Raw genomic sequence first — 19589 nt, forward strand, 5'->3', positions numbered from 1 at the left:
GCCGGGGCGGCCGGGACCGTCGGTGCGGGCGGGCGCCCCTCCCGTCGAGGTGCTCGTTGTTGCTGCCGCGTACGGCGTGTCGCACGCACCTGCGAGCACCTCGTGCGGGGCCGTCGGTGCGGGCGGGCGCCCCTCCCGTCGAGGTGCTCGTTGTTGCTGCTCCGCACGGCGTGTCGCGCGCACCTGCGAGCACCTCGTGAAGGCGCGGTCGGTCAGCACCGGGACGCGGCCGTCGGACGCACGCCAGCGTCAGAGCGGCCGGGTCGACTCGCGCACGATGAGACGGGGGGCGACGGGCGCGTCGAAAGCGAGGTCCTCGCCCCGGATGACCGCGAGCAGCCGGGCCACCCCGCGCCGGCCGAGTTCCGCGAAGTCCTGCCGCACGGTGGTGAGGGGAGGCGCGAAATACGCCGCCTCCGGGATGTCGTCGAACCCGACCACCGAGAGATCCTCGGGCACGCGCCTCCCCGCCTGTCGCGCCGCGTGCAGGACGCCGAGCGCCATCTGATCGTTCGACGAGAAGACGGCGGTGATCGACGAATCGGCGAGCGCCTCGGCGGCGATGACAGCACCGGAGGCGGCGGTCCAGTCGCCGTCGCCCGACACCACGCTCGCCGCGCCCGCCGCCGCGATCTCGGCGAGGAATCCCTCCCGCCGCGCTTGCGCCTCCGACCAGTCGCCCGGGCCGCTCACGTGCAGGATCCGGCGATGCCCGAGGTCGAGCAGGTGCCGGGTGGCGAGCCGCGCGCCCTCGAGCTGGTCCACGAAGAGGCCCTCGTCGCCGGAGGCTCCGGCCCCGTGCAGCGTCACGAACGGGACGCTGGCCGAGACGGCCGACATCGCGTCCCGCACCCACTGCTGCGGCGCGATGACCACGACGCCTTCGACGTCCTGACCGGCGAGGTGGCCGAGGGCGTCCTCGATGCCGGCGGCGTCGGGCGAGGAGGCGTGCGCGACCATCACCGAGTAGCCGGCCTGGCGCGCGGCGAGCTCGACGGCATCGACGCTCGACGCCGGGCCGAACAGCGTGGAGGCGGACGCCGCGAGCACGCCGATGGTGCCGGACCGCGCGGTGGTCAGGGCGCGGGCCGCGCGGTTGGGGCGGAAGTTCAGCTCCGCCATGGCGGCGAGCACGCGGTCTCGCGTCTCGGGGCGGATCGACGGGTGGTCGTTGAGGACCCGCGACACCGTCTGGCGCGAGACACCGGCGGCCGCGGCCACCTCCCGCACCCCGGGCAACCGGCGTTCGCTCATGCACCTCACCCTAAGGGCCCGCGATGCTCGCCGCCGCCGCGTAGGGTCGGAGCATGCCTGCAGAGACCGCACCCCGCCCCGTCGCGCTCGTCACCGGGGCCTCGCGCGGGATCGGCCGCGCCATCGCCGCCAACCTCGGACGCACCCACCACATCCTCGTCGGCGGCCGGGACGCCGCGGCCGTCCAGAGCGTCGTCGACTCCCTCCCGTCGGCGGAGCCCTTCGTCGCGGAGCTGGTCGACGGCACCGTCCCGGCCCTCCCCGACCGGATCGACGTCCTCGTGCACTCCGCCGGCGTCGAGGACGGGTCGACCATCGAGGCGACCGACCTCGAGACCTGGCGCCGGGTCTTCGAGGTCAATGTCTTCGCCGTCGCCGAGCTCACGCGGCGGGCCCTGCCGGGACTGCGCGCGTCCCAGGGTCTCGTCGTCGTCATCAACAGCGGGTCCGGCCTCACGAGCGGGCCGGGAGGCGGTGTCTACGCGGGCTCGAAGTTCGCTCTGCGGGCCCTCACGGACGCGCTCCGCGAAGAGGAGCGCCCCCACGGCGTCCGGGTCAGCAGCATCCACCCGGGCCGCGTCGACACCGACATGCAGCGGGCGCTCGTCGCACGGGAGGGACACGAGTACGACCCCTCCTACACGATCACCGCGGAGATGGTCGCGGCCACTGTCCGGACCGCCGTCGACCTGCCGCCGACCGGGACAGTGGAGTCGCTCAGCGTGCGGCCGATGCAGCGGCGGTGACCCGCGACCGCAGCGCCAAAGAGGAGGCGCGACCCCCGCTCGCCCTCACGGAGGCGCGGGCGTAGTGTCGGGCAGCGGCCGGCCGAGGCCGCGGAGACGAGGAGCACATGAGCATCCACGAAGACGACGCCCGCCCCGACGCCGACGAGCTGCCCGACGGCTCCGGCCCGCAGAGCGAACCCGAGGACGACGGGGAGGACACGGCGTCGGGCGGCGGCGCGGACGACCGCTGACGGGCGGGGGCGCACGAAACGCCGCCGCCGGCCCCCTCGTTGCGGCGACCCGACGCGAAACGTCACCACTGGCCCCCTCAGCCCCGCTTCCACCCGCTGAGAGGGCCACTAGTGCCATCTCACCGAGCCGGGAGGCGCCTGCGCCTGTGGATAACCGGCTGCAACCGCCCGATACCGACGCGCCCCGTCAGCTCCCGCTGGCGCGCCGCCGGTCCTGCTCGGGGATCTCGGCGGCGTCGACGTAGCGGTCCCCGCCGAGGTTCTTCGCGATGTACATGGCCTGGTCGGCGGAGCGGATGAGGCGGTCCGGGTTCCAGGCGTGCTCCAGCGGGTGCACGGCTGAGACGCCGATGCTCGCGCTGATCGGGAAGTCGTCGGGGAGTCCGTCGTAGGGCCGGCCGACCGCCTCCCGGATGCGCTCGGCGACGTCGTGCGCGGCGGCCGGGTCGGGCACCTCGCAGACGACCACGAACTCGTCGCCGCCGTAGCGGGCGACGAGGTCCTGCTGGCGGACCGCCGACTGGAGGCGCGCGGCGACCTCCCGCAGCAGTTCGTCACCGGTGTGGTGGCCGAGGTTGTCGTTCACGCCCTTGAACCCGTCGAGGTCGATGAAGAGCGCGGCGAGCAGGCCTGTGGAGGCGGTGCGCGCGTACTCGAGCATCTGCGCCTCCAGGAGGCGGCGGTTCGGCAGGCCGGTCGTCTCGTCGTGCATCGCGGCGTGCTCGAGTCTCCGCTGCAGCCGCAGCGCGGTGACGGTCTGGGCCGCCTGGCCGGCGAGGGCGTCCGCGAGCGGCGCCGCTTCGGAGTCGAACTGCCGGGGGTGAAAGAAGAAGCAGGCGAAGACGCCGAAGAGCTCGTCGTCGTGCTGGATCGGCGCGGCGAGCAGCGAGAGCACGCCCGATTGGCGCATGGCCGCTCCGAGGATGGGTGCCACCGTCTCCGCCTGATCCACACCGCTGACGGTGACGACGCGGCGCAGCATCGCGGCCTGCGCGGGAAGGGCTCGGCTGCCGATGGCCTGCTCGAAGGGGTTGCTTCCGGCGACCTGCTCGAAGGTGCCCTGCTCGCTCAGGAGGAACACGGCCGACTGCTCGGCGCGGTACGAACGCGCGACCGTCGTGGCGAGGATCTCGGCGAGCTGTCCCTCCGAGGTGGCGGCCGCGAACGCGATGGAGGCCTCGATGATCAGCTCGAGGCGGTTGCGGGTGCGCTCCTCCAGGGAGCGGGTCTGGGTCAGCCGCTCCTCGAAGGCCACCCGGCGGCTGGCATCGAGCAGGAGGACGATCTCGCCGTCCTCCCCTCGGCGGTGGCTCTCGATGACCGCGCGCTGGGACCCGTCCGAGTGCAGGAGGCGCGCCACGCCGTCGTCGACGCCGTCGGCGCTGCCGGGGACCAGGAGGGAGGCGAGAGTCCTGCCGGTGAGCTCGTCCAGCGTCAGTCCGGTCCACGACTCGAGCACGGCGTTGGCGTCGACGATGCGCCGCCCGCGGTCGAGCCGCGCGACTGCACCCGGCAGTTCGTCGGCCGCGAATGACTCCACCGGTTCTCCTTCAGATCCTGGCGACGACGGAGGGCCGGCCCCCCGAAACGCCGAGATAAACGTATCCCACGATTCCCGTCACCTCTGACCGGACGTGTTCGGCATCCGAAATCCCGTCTAACGCGCGGTGCGGTTTCGTCCCGCGTTCTTGGCCCGGTACATCGCGGCGTCCGCGGCGTCGAGCAGCGACATCGGGCTGCGGCTCCCGTCGAGCGGCACGATGCCGCACGACGCCGTGACCGTCATGGCTCCCCGGTCCGTGTCGATCGGCTCGTCGATCGCCTGGACGAGCCGCTCGGCGAAGGCCTGACCCTCGTCGGCTGACGTGCCGGCGCTGAGGATCACGAACTCGTCGCCGGCGAGGCGGCAGATGATGTCGGACCCGCGCGAACTGCGCGCCAGCCGACGGCCGACTTCCCGCAGCACCGCGTCGCCGGTCTCGTGCCCGTGACGGTCGTTGATCGACTTGAAGCGGTCGAGGTCGATGAAGAGGAGGGTTCCCTCGTCGCCGCGCGCCACCGCCTCCACCAGGGCCCGCTCGAGCGAGCGTCGGTTGTGGAGGCCGGTCAGGTGGTCGACGAGCGCCAGCTGGGCCAGCCGGCTCTCGCGCCCCCGGTCGAGCGCGCGCGCGAGGTCGCGGCCGAGGTCGCGCGCCTCCTCGACGGTCCTCCCCCAGGCCGGCGCCATGCCCTGGACGCTCTGCCGCCACTCCGAGAACGAGTTGCGCGGCGAGAGCGGCGTCTCCCGGTTGGAGGCGGTCTGGTCGCCGAGCCAGCGGATGACCTGGGTCACCTCGCGGCGGAAGAAGAGGAGCACGCCGTGACCGGCCACCGGCACGACCATCAGGCCGGCGAAGCCCGGGGTCAGGGTCGACAGCGCGGGGTGGGTCCGTGACACCTCGTGCGTCTCGAACGGCTCGATCCCGGCGGCTTCGAGGAGGAGGCTCCGGTCGCCGAGGGGCGCCTCGCCGATGCTGCGGCTCACGCCGTCGAGCGCGATGACGGCCCCGTCGGCGCCCACGAGCTCGAGGAGCGCCGTGCCGTTGTGCACGAGCGCGAGGAGGGCGTCGTCGGCGGGAGGGAGCTCGCCGAGCAGCGCGGACCGGCGCTCGCGCACCTCCAGGTCACGGCGCAGGTGGGCGATGGACTCGAGCGCCGACAGCTGCAGCGTCAGCTGCGTGGCCAGCACCTCCAGGGCCCGGCGCAGGAGGATCGGCATGCGCCGGGTGGTCCGGTGCGCGCACGTGATCATGCCGACCAGCCGCTGGTCGTGGATGAGCGAGAACGAGACGGTGGACGCCTGGCCCATGTTGCGCATGAACTGGAGGTGGTGCGGCGAGACTGCGCGGAGTTCGGCTTCGCTGAGATCGAGCGGAGGTGCTCCGGCGTCGGTCGACAGCAGCGCCGTGCCGTCGTCACTCGTGCTGACGATGGCACGGGAGATCTTCGTGAGGTAGAGCGAGCGAGCCTGCTGCGGGATGTCGGAGGCGGGGAACCGCAGACCGCGGTACGAGTCCATGTCCGGCTCGCACGCTTCGCCGGCGACCTCGCCGTGGCCGTCCGCGAAGAAACGGTAGACCATCACGCGATCGAAGCCGGTGATCCGCTTGACCTCCTCCGCGGCCGCCTGGCGCAACTGCTCCGCATCGGCGATCATGCCGAGGGTCCGGATCGCGCCGACCACGGAGGGGTTCGGGAGGTCCGGCGAACCCGACACCGGCTCGAGCTCGATGAGGATGCGGTCCGGCGAGGCGTGGGTGACCGCGTCGAACGAGCGACCGGCGAGCTCGACGCGGACGGGGTCGCCGTTCGTCTGCGCGGCAACGGTCCACTCGATCGTCGGGCTGCCGAGCTCGGTGAGACTCCGCCCGAGCCACTCGGCGGCGTTCTCGCTGGCCGTCGTGATCTCGAACGTGACGGGGTCGACGGCGAGCAGCACGCCGTGCGACTGGATCCGGCCGGGCGTGCGGATCGGCTCTTTGACGCACTCTTCGAGACGCTGCCGCTCCGATGCTTCCGGGAGGGCAACATCTTCCATGCATTCAACGTATCCCCAATAAATCTGTTTTCCATCCGCTGAGCGGTGCGGAATTGCGCGGGCTGTGCCCGAAATGCGCGTAATGCCGGGGAATCGTGCCCCGTATCGGGGGTATTCGTCTTGCGAACAGCCCTCCGCGCTCATTCGTGCGTCGGCGGAGAGGGCTCTCTTAACCTTCCGTCGTGGGTACGTTGCACTACGACGGCGTCGAGATCCGATTCGACGACGAGGTCCTCGCGCACCTCGAGACCGTCATCGTGAACAAGCTGCGCCGGCGCGAAGGGTTCGTCCTGTCGTGGAGGCAGCCCACCATCGGGCGGTCCACGGTCTGGCTCGATCCGAGCATCCCGCTCCGGTTCGAGTACGACTCGGAGGAGGCGCCGCACCTCGAGCGCGACTGGGTGGAGTCGCTCATGGTCTCGGCGAACGGCTCGGGCGGGCTCGTCGTCACGGACCGGCAGGGCGAGCCGCTGCGGGCGGAGCTGGTCGTCTCGGTCTGAGCGCGGGGCGCGGGGCGGCTGCGGGTGGCCCGGGCGGCTGCGGGTGGCCGGGGCGGCGCTGAGCGGTCACTCGTGGCCCTTAGGCACGGCGTGTCGGGGACGAATGGCGGCACTTGGTGACCGTTCAGTCGTTCAACGGCTAGCGAGCCTGGGGAGAACGAGCTCAGCCGCGGTGCCGCCACCGCTCGGCGAGCCAGTCGAGGGCCGCGTCCGCCTCCCTCGCCTGGAACCCACGGAGCGCCCCCATGCGCGGAGGTGGAGGCTGCAGCGAACTGAGCCGGAACGTTCCGGCCAGCGCGGCGAGCAGCGCATCGACCCCTTCCGCGGGCACGTCGGCGAACGCGGGATGACCGAGCATCCGCTCGGAGTCGCGGGCACCGGCCATGCGCGCGTCGAGCAGCATCGAGAGGCCGTCGATCCACGGCGCGCCCACGCACGCCCACGCCCAGTCGACGAGCCACACGGTACCGGCCGCGTCGAGCAGCACGTTGTCGCTGCGAGTATCGAGGTGGACGAGGCGGTCGCCGTGGAGGTGCGCCAGCGCCTCCCGGGACAGGCGATCCAGCGTGGTCGCCTGTTCGCGTTCGAACGGTGAGAGCCGGTCGTCGTGCCCGGAGGCGAGCACCGCCCACCCATCGACGGCGATTTCGTCGGTGAGCGACGGGAGGCCGCTGTCTGCAATCCGGGGAGCCGCGGCGACGACGTCGAGGACCGCCTCCACATCGGTCGTGGACGGCGGCGACGCGGAGCGGCCCGCCGGTGAAATCGAAGCGTCCGACCGGGCGGCGGGCTCATCGCTCTCACCGCCTGGGCCGGCCGGATGGCGGCCGTCGACCTCCTCGGCTACCAGCCCGAACCACTCGCCCGTATCGACGGTGCCGAGGAGGCGCGGAACCGGCAGGCCATCGGGCAGGAGCCGCAGCACCCGCGCCTCCCTCCGGTACAGCGAAGCGGCCGCGCCGAGACTGTCCGGCGCGGCCTTGACGAAGGCGCGCCTCCCGTCGGCGGTGCCGACCCGTGCAGCCAGCCCCGGGGAGAAGCCGGTGCGCTGGTCCCGCGCGTCGGTCACGGGCGAGCCGAGCACCCGCGCGATCTCCTCGGTCACCTCGCCCGGCAGTTCGGCCCACCGGAGCCTGTCGCTCGTCGCCCCCATGCAGCAACGGTACCCGTGAGCGGCCCTGCGCCCGCCCGTCGCCTCCTCGTACGCTCCCGATGACCGCTGAACGGTCACCTCTGGCCCCGCGGCACGGCGTGTCGCGCGCTGATCGGGGCAACTGGCGACCGTTCAACCGTTCAACCCGGGCCGGGGTGTGGATAACGGGGTGGGTGGCCCGCGAGGGGTCGACGGACAGGCGCGGGCGGACGGATGCGCGGGCGGGCAGGCCCGACGGACTCGGCCGGGCCGATTCGCGGGCGGCCCGGCCGATGCGCGGGCGGCCCGGCCCGGTCGATGCGCGCGCGAGCCCGCCGACGGCGCGGCCGGTCAGAGCCACGCGTTTAACGGATTACGGGATGCCCGCCGTTCGTGTCGGGTTGAGACGTCATCGCAAGGTCGGATTTCGTTTCCACGTCAGGCCGGGCATCCCGGTGAGAACAACGGTAGCGACCCGAACGGGTGTCCTCAATGTGGAGGACAAAATCCCGTCAACAATTGACGGGTCGTCGTCCGACAACCGGGCGCCCGCACAGCCGCGCCCCGTCAACCGCAGCCGTCAATCGCACGCATCACCCGCACCCGTCAACCGCGCGCATCAACCACGCGCGTCAACCCTCAACCCACGCACTCCACGAGTCTGGGCCGGGTCGGCAAGGGAGGAGACTTCGGGCTGACACGCCTCGAGAGACGGCTAACGGAGGAGAGCCCGGGCGCGAGACGGCGGAATCTCCTCCGTTAGGTATGCACGAGGCGCGTCAGGTATGCACGAGGCACGCTAGGTATGCACGAGGCGCGTTAGGTACGCACGAGGCGCGTTAGGTATGCACGAGGCGACGGCCCCCGCAGAGGCCGCGACCGCCCCTCCTACACCGTCTCGATCCCCCGCCCGAAGGTGAAGGCGCGGACGATCTGGATGACCCCGAGCACGATGAGGCTGATGCCCGCGATGAGGAAGAGCACCGCTATCCCCCACACCGGCGAGAACAGGAGGACGATGCCCGCGATGATCCCCAGGATCCCGTAGAACAGGGCCCACCCGCGCGACGGCGCGTCGCCTAGCTGGACGAGGGTGACGATGCCCTCGATGATCCACGCGATGCCGACCAGGACTCCGAGGAAGGCCGCGAGGAACACCGTCGTGCCGCCGAGGTTCGCGAACGCGAGGATGGACGCGATCACCAGGAGGAGGCCCACGATGATGTCGAGCGCCCGCGTCCCTCCCGAGAGCCCGCGCGCGAAGATGCCGATGCCGAGGTACGAGATGCCGGAGACGAGCAGCGTGATGGCCAGCAGGATCACCAGGCCGGCCGCCGCCGACTTGGGCCAGAAGACCATGATCACGCCGATGATGAGTGCGACCGCGCCGCTGATGCCGAGCGCGACGCGGACGCCGTTGATCGCCGACCTGGTGATGTCGCGTCCGTCGAGCGAGATGGAGGCGAACCCCGAAGGCTGAGAGCCGGACATGGTGGAACCCCTTTCCCGGAAGACCGATCCCCCGATGTCCGCACGCTATCGCCCGGCCGGGCCGCTCGTCTATGCATGATTCCGCGGCGGCGTCGGAGGCCGGTGGGAGGATGACAGCGTGCTTCTCGCTGCGCTCGTCGACACCTCGGAGGCTGTCGCCTCCACTCGGTCGCGCCTCGCCAAGGTCGACGCCCTCGCGCGGCTGCTCGCCGGTCTCGAGCCGGACGAGATCGCGCCCGCCGTTGGCTTCCTCGTCGGCAGACCGCGGCAAGGGCGGGTCGGCGTCGGCTGGCGGGGCGTCTCCTCGGTGATGGGCTCGCCCGCCGCCGAGGCGGGTCTCACCGTCCTCGACCTCGACGCCGCGCTCGACCGGCTGGCCGCGGCCTCCGGTGCCGGCTCGGTCGCCGACCGCTCACGCGAGCTCGGCGAGCTCGGCGCTCGCGCGACCGGCCGCGAGCAGGACTTCATCGTCCGCGTGATCCTCGGCGAGATGCGCACCGGAGCCCTGGAGGGGGTCCTCACCGACGCGATCGCCCGGGCCGCCGAACGCCCCGGCGACACCGTCCGGCGCGCCGCGATGCTCTCGGGCGACCTCGGCGAGACCGCCCGCCTCGCCCTCACCGGCACGGCGGAGGAGCTCGAGGGCGTCGGCCTGGTGGTGGGGCGTCCGGTGCTCCCGATGCTCGCCGCCTCCGCGGCGACCGCCGCTGCCGCGCTCGAGACCACCGGGGAGGCGTCGGTCGAGTACAAGCTCGACGGCGCGCGGATCCAGGTGCACCGGTCGGGCGACGAGGTCCGCGTCTTCACCCGCAACCTCGCCGACATCACGCACCGCCTCCCGGAGGTGGTCGAACTCGTGCGTCGCCTCCCGGTCCGCGATGTCATCCTCGACGGCGAGACGCTCTCGCTCGACGAGGAGGGCGCGCCGCGGCCGTTCCAGGAGACCATGTCACGGTTCTCGCGGTGGGTGCCCGGGGCGTCCGGAGGGAGCGCGCCGACCCCCACCGAGGTCGGTCGAGAGACGCTCCTCCACCCCTGGTTCTTCGACGTGCTCCACGTCGACGGCCGCGACCTGCTCGACGAGCCGCTCTCGGTCCGCCTCGCCGAGCTCGAGCGCGTGGCCGGTGAGCACCGCATCCCCGGCGAGGTCACGGCCGACCCGGAGGTCGCCGAGCGCGTCTCGCGCGAAGCGCTGGCGGCCGGCCAGGAGGGCGTGGTCGTCAAGGCGATCGACTCGCCGTACGCAGCGGGAAGGCGCGGCTCCAGCTGGGTCAAGGTCAAGCCCGTGCACACCTACGATCTCGTCGTGCTGGCGGTCGAGTGGGGCTCGGGGCGGCGCCAGGGACTGCTGTCGAACCTCCACCTCGGCGCCCGCGACCCGGAGGGGGCCTTCGGGGAGCCCGGCGGGTACGTCATGGTCGGCAAGACCTTCAAGGGCCTGACCGACGAGCTTCTCCGCTGGCAGACGGAGCACTTCCAGCAGATCGAGGTGCGCCGCACGCCGGGCACCGTCTGGGTGAGCCCCACGACGGTGGTCGAGATCGCGATCGACGGCGTCCAGCGCTCGAGCCGTTACCCGGGAGGGATCGCCCTCCGCTTCGCCCGGGTCAAGCGGTACCGCGACGACAAGACAGCCGCCGAGGCGGACACGATCGGAACTCTGCGAGACCTGCTGCGGGCCTGACGCCGTCAGAGCCCGGCCGATTCGGGCGCCGGCCCGCCGCTCGAGAACCCTCGAAGGAAAGGCCGCTACTCGGAGGCGACGACGAGCTCGCCGGCGGTGAAGACCCGCAGGCCGCAGTCCTCGCACGATCCGCCGGCGTCGAGTTTCAGTCGGTCGCCTTCCACTCGCGCGAGCACGGAGATGGTGCCGTCGCACCGGGGGCAGGGGACATCGACGGGTGCGGGGTCTTTCATCGGGTCATCCTGGGTGTTTCCGTGGGGGCGGCCGATCGGGAGGCCGGGGGTAGGTGCCGCACACCACTATGGACCGCTTCCGGACGATTGTGGAGGGGGATGCGCCCGCGAGATCGGGACCCTGGACGCTCAGCGAACACCCCAGCAGGGGCCCTCGGCAGGCGGTCACGCGCGCATCGAGAGAACGGCTGCCCAGAGGAAGAGCACGGCGCCGCCGAACGTCCCGAACCCCGTCCAGAACTCGCTGACCGGAACCCCCGTGGCCGGCAGCACGAAGGCGCCGACGGCGGAGAGGCCGAACAGCACCGACCCGCCGAGGTTCAGTCCGGCCTCCCTCCTCGAGCGGCCGGCGGTCGCCGCGGCGACGGCCAGCCCGCTCGAGATGAGGAAGCAGACGGATCCGTAAGCGTCCGGCCGCCATCCCGTCCCGCCTGCCGCGCCCGCCGGGATGGCCGCGGCGAGCGCGACCATCGTGCTCACGTTGAAGAACAGCGTGCCGACCAGCTGCACACCCGATGCCCACCACGACCGGATGTCCGGGACGCGCGCGGGCGCCCAGCCCGTGCTCGTCTGCTGGAAGGTCGCGCCTCCGGTGAAGAACACCGACCCGATCACGAAGATCGCGTTGGTGACGACGGCGCCGACGGTCTCGGCCACGACCGGCAGCGCCGCCACCGCGAAGCACGACGATCCGACCGCGAACGCCCAGGCGGCGGCGAGGTCGACGGGGCGCACACGGCGCCCGCTCCGCAATCCCCGTGCCGCCATCGCGCCTCCCGGCCGCATCGGACTCAGTGGGCGAAGTGCGTGCGCTTGACCAGCGCCCCCTCCTGCTTCGTCAACGCGTCGCACACCTCCCGGATGTCGCTCAGGAGGTGGTCGGCCAGGTCGATGTTGAAGCCGTCCCGCACGACGATCCTGAGCACGGCGAGCTCCTCGACGTCGGGCGGCATGGTGTAGGCGGGCACCTGCCAGCCGCGCGCCCGCAGCTCGTGCGACACGTGGAACACCGTGTAGCCGGGGTCCCCGCGCATCGAGAACGCGACCACCGGGATGGCCGAGCCGTCGGTGATCACGTCGAAGACGTCCATCGCCTTGAGACCGTCGGCGATGTGCTTGGCGTTGTCGCGCAGCGCCTCCATGATCGCGGTGTACCCGGCGCGGCCCAGGCGGACGAAGTTGTAGTACTGGCCGACGAGCTGGTTCCCGGGGCGCGAGAAGTTCAGCGTGAAGGTCGGCATGTCGCCGCCGAGGTAGTTGACGCGGAACACGAGGTCGTCCGGCAGGTGCTCCGGCGAGCGCCACACGACGAACCCGATGCCCGGATACACGAGCCCGTACTTGTGGCCGCTCACGTTGATCGAGACGACCCGCGGGAGCCGGAAGTCCCATTCGAGGTCCGGGTGGAGGAACGGGACGACGAACCCGCCGCTGGCGGCGTCGACGTGCACCGGGACGTCGGGGCCGCCGGCCGCCGCGACCCGGTCGAGGGCGGCGCAGATCTCGGCGATCGGTTCCAGCTCGCCGGTGAAGGTCGTGCCGACGATGCCGACCACGCCGATCGTGTCGTCGTCGACCGCCTCGGCGACCTGCTCCGGTGTGATGATGTAGCGGCCCTCGGCCATGGGGAGGTACCGGGGTTCGACCTCGAAGTAGCGGCAGAACTTCTCCCACACGACCTGCACGTTCGATCCGAGCACGAGGTTGGGGGTCCCGCCGGAGGTGAGGCCGCGCCGGGCCCGCCAGCGCCACTTGAGCGCCAGCCCGGCGAGCATGACCGCCTCGCTCGATCCGATCGTGGAGGCGCCGGTCGGCTGCCCCGGCTCCGCGTGGAACAGCTCGGACACGATCTTGACGCAGCGGTTCTCGATCGCGGCGGTCGCAGGGTACTCGTCCTTGTCGATCATGTTCTTGTCGAACGCCTCGGCCATCAGGAGCGCAGCGGGCTCCTCCATCCACGTGGTGACGAACGTCGCCATGTTGAGCCGGGAGCTGCCGTCGAGGAGGAGCTCGTCGTGGATCAGCCGGTAGACGCTGCCCGGGTCGGTCGGCTCGTCCGGGAGGCTGTCCGGCGGCCGGCGGCGGGAGAGCCTGCCGGTGTAGGCGGGGGCGTCGGGGGCCGGGAACGCGGACGCGCTTCGGGCGGCGCCCGCGGCGGCGGGACCGGCGGTGTTCTCTGGGGTGGTCATTCTCGCTCCTCCTCACCGGACCGCTGCGCGACCCGGGCTCAGTTCGACTTCTCGAGGGTGCCGATCTTGGTGCCCGAGCTGTCGGTCACCGTCATGGTCTTGCCGGAGACGGTCCCCGAAGCGGCCTTCCCCAGCCACTCGTCGACCCCCTCGCAGGCCTTCAGCGTGGAGGCGATCGGTCCGAAGGTGATCACGTCGCCGTTGATCGATCCCTTGCCGCTCAGGCTGTTGCAGCCGTCGGAGCCCGAGAAGGCGCCGTCGTTCTGGATGGTCAGGTGCGGCTGCCCCGTCGCCTGCGAGCCCCAGTCGCCGACGACCGCGGCACCGCTCGGTGTCCCGGCGCAGCCCCCGAGGATCAGGACGACGGCCGCGAACGCGAGGGCGGTCGCCCCCGCACGAGACGTGGATCGCATGGCGCTCCCTTCCGCCCGGGCCCTGCCCGGGCCGTCGGGCGACACAATAGCGACGGGCGCGGCTGCTGGGCAGTCCCGACCTGGCCGGTGGGAGGCGCGGAAGGGCGCGGAGGCGCGGTGCCGCCTCAGCGCTCCTCGGCGATCGCCTCGTCCACGATGCGGAGCAGTTCCGGTCGGGCGAGGATCCGGAAGTGACCGCCCACGTCGAGCTCGATGTTGCGGGCTCCTTCGAGACGGCTGCCGCCCGGCACGTGCGGGTCGAACCACCCCCACACGGAGACGATCCGCGCGTTCGCCTCGCGGTTCAGGGCCATCGCCTGCAGGTCGGGAGCGCTCGGGGTCAGCGATCGGACGCTCGGGATGGGGATGAAAGTCGCGAGGCGCGAGCCGGCGAACGGCGTGCCCACGGTGACCGCACCGCGGATGCGCCCTGATGTCCGCGGGGAGGCGAGCAGCAGCTTCGCGATGAGTCCGCCCTTGCTGTGCGCGACGATGGTGACGTCGCTGAGGTCGTGCTCCTCGAGGTGGCGGGTCACGAGCTCCGTGCCGACGGCGAGCGTGAACTCGTTGCGCTCAAGGGCGGTGACCACGTGCACCGGATGCCCGAGCTCGTGGATGTGCTCGGCCAGCGGCCGGAGGAATCGCCAGGTCTCGAAGATCCCGGGCAGCACGACGACGGGCGACCCGGTGCCGTCGCCGGCGATGAGCGCGTCGGGCGAACTCCTGTCGAGAGCTGCCCGCAGCTGGTGGCGGATGACGTAGACGTAGTCGAGGGCCACCACGCCGATCCGCCGCGCCACCCCGCGCCTCACCGGGCCGCCTCCGCCCGCGGGTCGGTCAGCACCGACGCGATCAGCTCGGCCGTGCGGTTCGGCGCTCGGTGCATGACGAGATGGGGCGCGCCGGCCACCGAGACCGCGCGGCCGCCGGACGATCCGGCCAGCGACGTCACCCACGGCGACCGCGCTATCGGGTCGCGGGCGCCGCGAACGACGACGGTGGGCACCTGGAGCTCGGCCGCATCCCGCTCGGTCCGATGGCCGAGCATCGCCGGGAGGACCCGGAGATACCAGCGCGGGCCGCAGCGGAGGTAGTCGCCGAACACCACGCTGTCGCCGCGCAGGCTCTCGCGCAGGGTGTCGAGGCCGAGGAGGCGCGCGGCCCGGAGCACCCGCCGGTCCTCCGGGTCCATGACGGGCCCGAGGAGGACGATCCCGGAGACGAGGTCGGGGCGGTCGATCGCGAGACGGGTCGCGACCTGCGTGCCCATCGAGTGCCCGACGACGACCGCGCCCGCGACGCCGAGAGCGTCGAGCAGGGCGGCGACGGAGGCGGAGAAGTCGCCGATCGTCACGCGCCCGCGCCACCGTTCCTCCCGTGCGCGCCCGAAGCCCGGAAGATCGAGCGCGATGACGCGGCCGCGCTCCGCGAGCAGCGGGATGACCCGCTCGAACGAGCGCGAGCTGACCCCGATGCCGTGCACGAGGACGAAGACGGGGCCTGCGGCCGTCCCGACGTCACGGGTCACGATCGAACGGGGAGGGATCCCGGGCACGCCAGTGGTCACCGTGCACACAGTACCGGGAGGCGCCCGGTCGCATCGTCGCCCGAAGCGCGTCCTGGTGGGTGCACCGGACGCGCGGAAGGGGTAAGACAGGACCAGGCTCGTCACGGAGTGCGGCGCGGCGAGCCGGCCGATCGGCGGGCGACGGCCGCTCGCCGGGAAAGGGACTGACCATGGGCAGCGTCATCGCGTTCATCCTGTGCTTCCTGCTGATGCTGTTCGGCATCTTCCTCTTGGGCGTCGCCACGACCCTGCCGGCGTGGCAGGGGCTCGTCTTCTTCGGCGGGATCATCTGCATCGCCCTGTCGTTCGGCATCCCCGTGCACGTGCTGTCCAAGACCTGAACGCGCCCTGGGCGGCAGCCGGGCGCCGATGACTTTCGCAGGCCCGCCCGCGTAGTGTGAGCCCTGTGGATTACCTGACGCGCCTCAGCGGGCGCACGTCCGACCCGGGGGAGGCGGACGAGCTGCTCCTGGCGGCCGACGGTCATTTCGCGTTCGCGTCGGAGCCGGGAGACGGCTTTCTGTTCGACATGGAGCAGGAGGGCGACGCCGACCTGACGGTCGCCCAGTACTCGATCGGCGGGAGCTGGGAGAACGAGGGCGGCTTCGACACCTTCTGCGTCGCGACGGTGACCGCCGGGACGTACGGCTGGGAGATCGACGGGCAGCGCGGAGACGCCTACCACAGCCCCTTCATGCTCCGGCCCGGCCACGACTTCTCGTGCGTCGCCGCCGACATCGAGCTAACGAACTTCTACCTCTCGCAGCGCGCCCTGACCGAGGTCGCCCGGACCACCTACGCCGACGACAGGATCGAGGTCGCGTTCGACGACCCGACCCCGGTCAGCGCGAGGCACAGCGCCCACATCTTCTCGCTCGCCAATGTCGCCTCCGAGTACATGCGCACCGGCGCCCTCCGAAACCCGCTCATCCGGGCCAGCTTGTTCCACAGCCTCGCCGTGTCGACGCTCGAGTGCTTCCGGCTGAGCAGCGACGTGCGCGAGCGCCCCCTCCTGCCCGCGGAGCGCCAGCAGCGCTTCCGGCAAGCAACGGCCTTCATCGACGACTACGCCTCGCTGCCGATCACCCTCGGCGACGTCGCCTCCGCGGCGGGGACGACGCTGACGCAGCTCGACCGGATCTTCCGCGAGAACACCGGCGGCAGCGCGGCGGTCCGCCTGCAGCGGGTCCGGCTCGAGGGCGCACGCGACGAACTGGCGGCGCGTCCGGCCGCCTTCGACATGGGAGCACTGGCGGAGCGCTGGGGCTTCCGGGACGAGGGCAGGTTCACGCGACGCTACCGCGAGGTCTTCCGCGAGGGACCGGGAGAGAATCTGCGCGGCTGAGCGCCGATGGAGCTTCTCAGACGCGAATGCTTCGTGCACTAAGGAGCGGAAACCCCGCGATCGAGGCCACCCCGGTTGACACGCTCCGACAATGTTCGTTTTCCGCACGTCCGTACTGGTATCGTTTGCACACGGTTCACCTCCCGCTGGGAGGATCGAACCGTCGTGCAAGGGCGCCCACCCTCCCCCGGTTCCGGGCGCCGCGCGCGGCCGATCGCCGTCAGGCGATCAGGCGCGGCCCTGGTCTTCGGGTGACCAGGGCCGTGCCGCCATCAGGGCGAGACCCTCGCGCAACCGGCCCTCGATGAGCGACGCCGACAGTCCAAGAGGCGCGCCGGTGCCGAGCGAGAGCGCCATCGCCGACGAGGCCGCGGCCCCGACGATCCGGTGCACCTCCGGGTCGCGGGCCCTCTCGCCGAGCCGACCGAGCGCCTCCTCGACGGCCGCCCGCAACGACTCCGCCAGCCGCGCGCGGGCGTCGGCGTCGGGCTCGCCGCTCGCCAGCTCGTCGGCGGCCGCCTCCATCGCCGGCGCGACCACCTCGTTCAGCACCCGGTCGGCGCTCACCCGCTCGCCCGATCGCCGAGGGCCGCATCGACCGCGTCGACCAGAGCCGCCGGCGTGAACGGTTTCGGGAGGAAATGCGCCCCGTCGCGCTCCACCGCGGCGCGCGCGCCGGCGCCCGGCTGCATCCCGCTCATCAGGACGAGCGCGGTCGCCGGGCTCTCGGCGATGACCCGCTGAGCGAGCGCATCGCCCGAGACCCCGGGCATCATGAGGTCGCTGAGCACCACGTCGAAGGGATGACCCGCGTCCGCGACGAGGTCGAGCGCCGCCGCACCGGTCGCCACCTCCACGTCGTACCCGTGCGCCTCCAGGGTCTGCCGGACGAGGTCGCGGATCGCCGGCTCGTCGTCGACGACGAGAACCCGGCGGCCGTCTCCGGGGCGCACCTGACGGGCCGGGAGGGGCGCGCCCGCGCCTCCAGCCGCGCCTGCGCCGGTCGCGCTCTCGCCTCGCGGGAGCACGAGACCGAACGTCGTGCCGTCGCCGGGAGCGCTGACGACGTCGAACTCGCCGCCGTGCGCCTTCACGATGCCGGCCGATGTCGACAGGCCGAGGCCCGTCCCGGACTCCTTCGTCGTGAAGAAGGGCTCGAAGATGCTGCCGAGCAGGTCGACGCTCATGCCGTGACCCGTGTCGGCCACCTCCAGACGGATGCCCTCCGGCACCTCGCGCGCGCTGACGACGAGCCGCCCGCCGTCGGGCATCGCATCCCGGGCGTTCGTCACGAGGTTGACGAGGACCTGGAACAGCTCGGTGTCGTCTCCGACGACCGCCGGCAGGCGATCGGGATGGGTCACCTCGAGGTCGATCGCGCGCGGCAGCGCCTCCCGGCAGAACGCCTCCAGCTCGTCCAGCAACCGGACCACGTCGATCGGCTCGCGGCGGCCCTGCGACCCGCGAGCGAACGACAGCACCTGCTTGATCATCGCGGCGGCCCGCTGCGCGGCGCCGTCCATGGTGGCGAGCAGCTGGCGCTTGCGTTCGTCCGTCTCGTCCTGCGCCAGCAGCTGGACGGTCATCAGGATCGGCGTGAGCACGTTGTTGAGGTCGTGCGCGATGCCGCCCGCCAGGGTGCCGAGGCTCTCCATGCGCTGGGTGCGGTGGCGCGCCTCCTCCCGCCGGCGGTGCTCGGTGATGTCGGAGTTGACGGCGAGGACCGCTGCCGATCCGTCCATGCCGTCCCGGACGAGCTGCCAGCGGCAGTCGGCGATGATGACCGTGCCGTCCGCCCGGCGGTGCGTCAGCTCGCCGACCCAGAAGCCGTCGCGCTTCAGCTGCTCGGTCGCGGCGTCGAAGACGGCCGGGTCGGCGTACATGAGGTCGCGCACCGAGCGGCCGATCGCCTCCTCGGCCGAGATGCCGTAGATGGTCTCCGCGCCGCGGTTCCAGTACGACACCGTGCCGTCGAGGCCGCGCACGATGATCGCGTCGCGCGCGGCGTCCAGGAGCGCGGCCTGCGCCTCCACGCGCTCCGTGTACTCGTCGAGGCGGCGGCGCGCCTCCTCGTCCTCAGACACGTCGCGCACGATCACGGCGATCCCCTCGTCGGTCGGGTGCGCGCTCACCTCGAACCAGCACTGCCAGCGCTGCGTGAAGGCACGGGCGCGGCCGACGACGCCGCGCTCCATGGCGTCTCGGTAGATCTCCTCGAACTGCGTGCCGATGGCCGTCGGGAACACCTCCCACAGCGTGCTCCGCAGCATCTCCGCCTCGGATTTGGCGGCGAGCTTCAGCGCGGGGCTGTTGGCGAACGTGAACCGCCAGTCCCGGCCGACGAAGGCGATCGCGTCGTGCACCTGGTCGAGGGTGCTCCGGAGCAGCCGCGCCATCGCCCGCTGCTCCTGCCGGTGGAGGACCTGCGCCGTCACGTCGTGGAACGCCCCGTGCACCCGGACGACGGTCCCGGAGGCGTCGAGCTCCGGCTCGCCGACGAGGTGCGCGTGGATGCGCCTCCCGTCCGGCGTGACGATGGTGCCGAACACGTCCAGGGGCTCGCCCTCGCGCATCGTGCGCCGGTACGCCTCCGCGACGGCGGCGCGCTGCGCGGGCTCGAACAGGGCGAGGAGCTCGGCCGAGTCGGGGTGCGCCTCGCGCGGCCACGCGAGGAGATCGTAGAGGCCCTCGCTCCAGACGATGCGCCGTTCCGGAACCTCGACGAGCCACCCCGCGAACCGGGCCACGCGGGCACCCATCCGCATGAGCGCGTCATTCCCGTAGCCCGAGGCGGCCGCCCGCTCGACATCGCCGATGTCGCGTGCGATCGCGAGGACGGCCACGACCGACCCGTCCTCGTCCCGCAGGGGGATGTTCGCCGCGTCGAGGGTGCGGATGCGGCCGTCCGGCATCACCGTCCGGGTGATGTAGCGCGCGTTCTCCCCCGCGACCGCCGTGCGGAAGTTGCGCCAGGTGTGCTCGACCGACTCCGGATGCACGAGCCGATCGAACGGCATCCCCCGCAGCTCCGCGACGCTGAACCCCAGGAGGCGCGACATCGCCGAGTTCGACTCGACGAACGCGCCGTCGAGATCGACGACGCACACGCCGTCCGGATGACCGTGGAACAGGGCGTCGACGCCGTTGCGCCGGAGCACCTCCGCCGGGGTGGTCATCGGGACCACGGCCTTCTCGAACCGGTACGCATGGGGGGAATTGTAGGCT

At 72.2% G+C, this 19589-nt stretch carries 19 protein-coding genes; 6 read left to right on the forward strand and 13 right to left on the reverse strand.

Annotated elements, in window-relative coordinates:
• Positions 1-249 precede the first annotated feature (249 nt).
• Complete coding sequence (locus FPT20_RS15710; protein ID WP_158867032.1) at positions 250-1254, reverse strand: LacI family DNA-binding transcriptional regulator; 1005 nt, start codon at positions 1252-1254, stop codon at positions 250-252.
• A 53-nt stretch (positions 1255-1307) separates the two neighbouring features.
• Here FPT20_RS15710 and FPT20_RS15715 point away from each other — a divergent pair, with 53 nt between their 5' ends.
• Both FPT20_RS15715 and FPT20_RS18140 read left to right on the forward strand, forming a co-directional pair.
• Positions 1308-2000: an SDR family oxidoreductase gene (locus FPT20_RS15715; protein ID WP_158867033.1), complete on the forward strand. Its 693-nt coding sequence runs from the start codon at positions 1308-1310 to the stop codon at positions 1998-2000.
• Positions 2001-2107: 107 nt separating this feature from the next.
• Entirely contained in the window at positions 2108-2233 is a 126-nt protein-coding gene (locus FPT20_RS18140) for a hypothetical protein (RefSeq protein WP_267902729.1), read from the forward strand.
• 187 nt (positions 2234-2420) lie between these two features.
• Here FPT20_RS18140 and FPT20_RS15720 read toward each other — a convergent pair whose 3' ends face one another.
• Positions 2421-3773, reverse strand: coding sequence for a diguanylate cyclase (locus FPT20_RS15720; protein ID WP_158867034.1), 1353 nt, complete (start codon positions 3771-3773; stop codon positions 2421-2423).
• A 117-nt stretch (positions 3774-3890) separates the two neighbouring features.
• Positions 3891-5810: a sensor domain-containing diguanylate cyclase gene (locus FPT20_RS15725; RefSeq protein ID WP_158867035.1), complete on the reverse strand. Its 1920-nt coding sequence runs from the start codon at positions 5808-5810 to the stop codon at positions 3891-3893.
• A 182-nt stretch (positions 5811-5992) separates the two neighbouring features.
• Here FPT20_RS15725 and FPT20_RS15730 point away from each other — a divergent pair, with 182 nt between their 5' ends.
• The gene (locus FPT20_RS15730) at positions 5993-6310 is read left to right on the forward strand and encodes a DUF7882 family protein (RefSeq protein ID WP_158867037.1); all 318 of its coding nucleotides are present in this window, start codon (positions 5993-5995) and stop codon (positions 6308-6310) included.
• Between the two features lie 163 nt (positions 6311-6473).
• On the opposite strand, the gene FPT20_RS15735 is transcribed toward FPT20_RS15730, so the two are convergent.
• Both FPT20_RS15735 and FPT20_RS15740 read right to left on the reverse strand, forming a co-directional pair.
• On the reverse strand, positions 6474-7463 hold the full coding sequence (locus FPT20_RS15735) for a phosphotransferase family protein (RefSeq protein ID WP_158867039.1): 990 nt from the start codon (positions 7461-7463) through the stop codon (positions 6474-6476).
• Positions 7464-8330: 867 nt separating this feature from the next.
• Entirely contained in the window at positions 8331-8933 is a 603-nt protein-coding gene (locus FPT20_RS15740; protein ID WP_158867041.1) for an HdeD family acid-resistance protein, read from the reverse strand.
• A gap of 118 nt (positions 8934-9051) precedes the next feature.
• Here FPT20_RS15740 and FPT20_RS15745 point away from each other — a divergent pair, with 118 nt between their 5' ends.
• Positions 9052-10617, forward strand: a complete 1566-nt coding sequence (locus tag FPT20_RS15745; protein WP_158867043.1) for an ATP-dependent DNA ligase — start codon at positions 9052-9054, stop codon at positions 10615-10617.
• A 65-nt stretch (positions 10618-10682) separates the two neighbouring features.
• On the opposite strand, the gene FPT20_RS15750 is transcribed toward FPT20_RS15745, so the two are convergent.
• The 6 genes from FPT20_RS15750 to FPT20_RS15775 form a co-directional block, all read right to left on the reverse strand.
• Positions 10683-10850 carry a hypothetical protein gene (locus FPT20_RS15750; RefSeq protein ID WP_158867045.1) on the reverse strand — a complete coding sequence of 56 codons (168 nt, stop codon included), beginning with the start codon at positions 10848-10850 and terminating at the stop codon, positions 10683-10685.
• Positions 10851-11015: 165 nt separating this feature from the next.
• On the reverse strand, positions 11016-11585 hold the full coding sequence (locus FPT20_RS15755; RefSeq protein WP_233265569.1) for a hypothetical protein: 570 nt from the start codon (positions 11583-11585) through the stop codon (positions 11016-11018).
• A gap of 56 nt (positions 11586-11641) precedes the next feature.
• Complete coding sequence (locus tag FPT20_RS15760) at positions 11642-13039, reverse strand: glutamate decarboxylase (protein WP_158867049.1); 1398 nt, start codon at positions 13037-13039, stop codon at positions 11642-11644.
• Positions 13040-13077: 38 nt separating this feature from the next.
• On the reverse strand, positions 13078-13452 hold the full coding sequence (locus FPT20_RS15765; RefSeq protein WP_158867051.1) for an META domain-containing protein: 375 nt from the start codon (positions 13450-13452) through the stop codon (positions 13078-13080).
• 125 nt (positions 13453-13577) lie between these two features.
• On the reverse strand, positions 13578-14252 hold the full coding sequence (locus FPT20_RS15770; protein WP_158867053.1) for an esterase/lipase family protein: 675 nt from the start codon (positions 14250-14252) through the stop codon (positions 13578-13580).
• 8 nt (positions 14253-14260) lie between these two features.
• Positions 14261-15019, reverse strand: a complete 759-nt coding sequence (locus tag FPT20_RS15775; protein WP_158867055.1) for an alpha/beta fold hydrolase — start codon at positions 15017-15019, stop codon at positions 14261-14263.
• 170 nt (positions 15020-15189) lie between these two features.
• Here FPT20_RS15775 and FPT20_RS17895 point away from each other — a divergent pair, with 170 nt between their 5' ends.
• Together FPT20_RS17895 and FPT20_RS15780 are read left to right on the forward strand one after the other, a co-directional pair.
• Positions 15190-15360: a hypothetical protein gene (locus tag FPT20_RS17895; RefSeq protein WP_199245853.1), complete on the forward strand. Its 171-nt coding sequence runs from the start codon at positions 15190-15192 to the stop codon at positions 15358-15360.
• A 65-nt stretch (positions 15361-15425) separates the two neighbouring features.
• Entirely contained in the window at positions 15426-16364 is a 939-nt protein-coding gene (locus FPT20_RS15780) for a helix-turn-helix transcriptional regulator (protein WP_158867057.1), read from the forward strand.
• A gap of 228 nt (positions 16365-16592) precedes the next feature.
• Here FPT20_RS15780 and FPT20_RS18070 read toward each other — a convergent pair whose 3' ends face one another.
• Positions 16593-16931: a hypothetical protein gene (locus FPT20_RS18070; RefSeq protein WP_233265570.1), complete on the reverse strand. Its 339-nt coding sequence runs from the start codon at positions 16929-16931 to the stop codon at positions 16593-16595.
• Positions 16928-19540, reverse strand: a complete 2613-nt coding sequence (locus FPT20_RS15785; RefSeq protein WP_233265571.1) for a hybrid sensor histidine kinase/response regulator — start codon at positions 19538-19540, stop codon at positions 16928-16930. The genes FPT20_RS18070 and FPT20_RS15785 overlap by 4 nt, the downstream gene beginning before the upstream one ends.
• Positions 19541-19589: the final 49 nt, after the last annotated feature.

The organism is Leifsonia sp. AG29 (assembly GCF_009765225.1).
Taxonomy (GTDB): Bacteria; Actinomycetota; Actinomycetes; order Actinomycetales; family Microbacteriaceae; genus Leifsonia.

Excerpts from the sequence above, each read along its gene's own strand:
- FPT20_RS15710 (WP_158867032.1), bottom strand. The coding sequence starts at position 1,254 with ATGAGCGAACGCCGGTTGCCCGGGGTGCGGGAGGTGGCCGCGGCCGCC.
- FPT20_RS15715 (WP_158867033.1), top strand. The coding sequence starts at position 1,308 with ATGCCTGCAGAGACCGCACCCCGCCCCGTCGCGCTCGTCACCGGGGCC.
- FPT20_RS18140 (WP_267902729.1), top strand. The coding sequence starts at position 2,108 with ATGAGCATCCACGAAGACGACGCCCGCCCCGACGCCGACGAGCTGCCC.
- FPT20_RS15725 (WP_158867035.1), bottom strand. The coding sequence starts at position 5,810 with ATGGAAGATGTTGCCCTCCCGGAAGCATCGGAGCGGCAGCGTCTCGAA.
- FPT20_RS15735 (WP_158867039.1), bottom strand. The coding sequence starts at position 7,463 with ATGGGGGCGACGAGCGACAGGCTCCGGTGGGCCGAACTGCCGGGCGAG.
- FPT20_RS15740 (WP_158867041.1), bottom strand. The coding sequence starts at position 8,933 with ATGTCCGGCTCTCAGCCTTCGGGGTTCGCCTCCATCTCGCTCGACGGA.
- FPT20_RS15750 (WP_158867045.1), bottom strand. The coding sequence starts at position 10,850 with ATGAAAGACCCCGCACCCGTCGATGTCCCCTGCCCCCGGTGCGACGGC.
- FPT20_RS15760 (WP_158867049.1), bottom strand. The coding sequence starts at position 13,039 with ATGACCACCCCAGAGAACACCGCCGGTCCCGCCGCCGCGGGCGCCGCC.
- FPT20_RS15765 (WP_158867051.1), bottom strand. The coding sequence starts at position 13,452 with ATGCGATCCACGTCTCGTGCGGGGGCGACCGCCCTCGCGTTCGCGGCC.
- FPT20_RS17895 (WP_199245853.1), top strand. The coding sequence starts at position 15,190 with ATGGGCAGCGTCATCGCGTTCATCCTGTGCTTCCTGCTGATGCTGTTC.
- FPT20_RS15785 (WP_233265571.1), bottom strand. The coding sequence starts at position 19,540 with ATGACCACCCCGGCGGAGGTGCTCCGGCGCAACGGCGTCGACGCCCTG.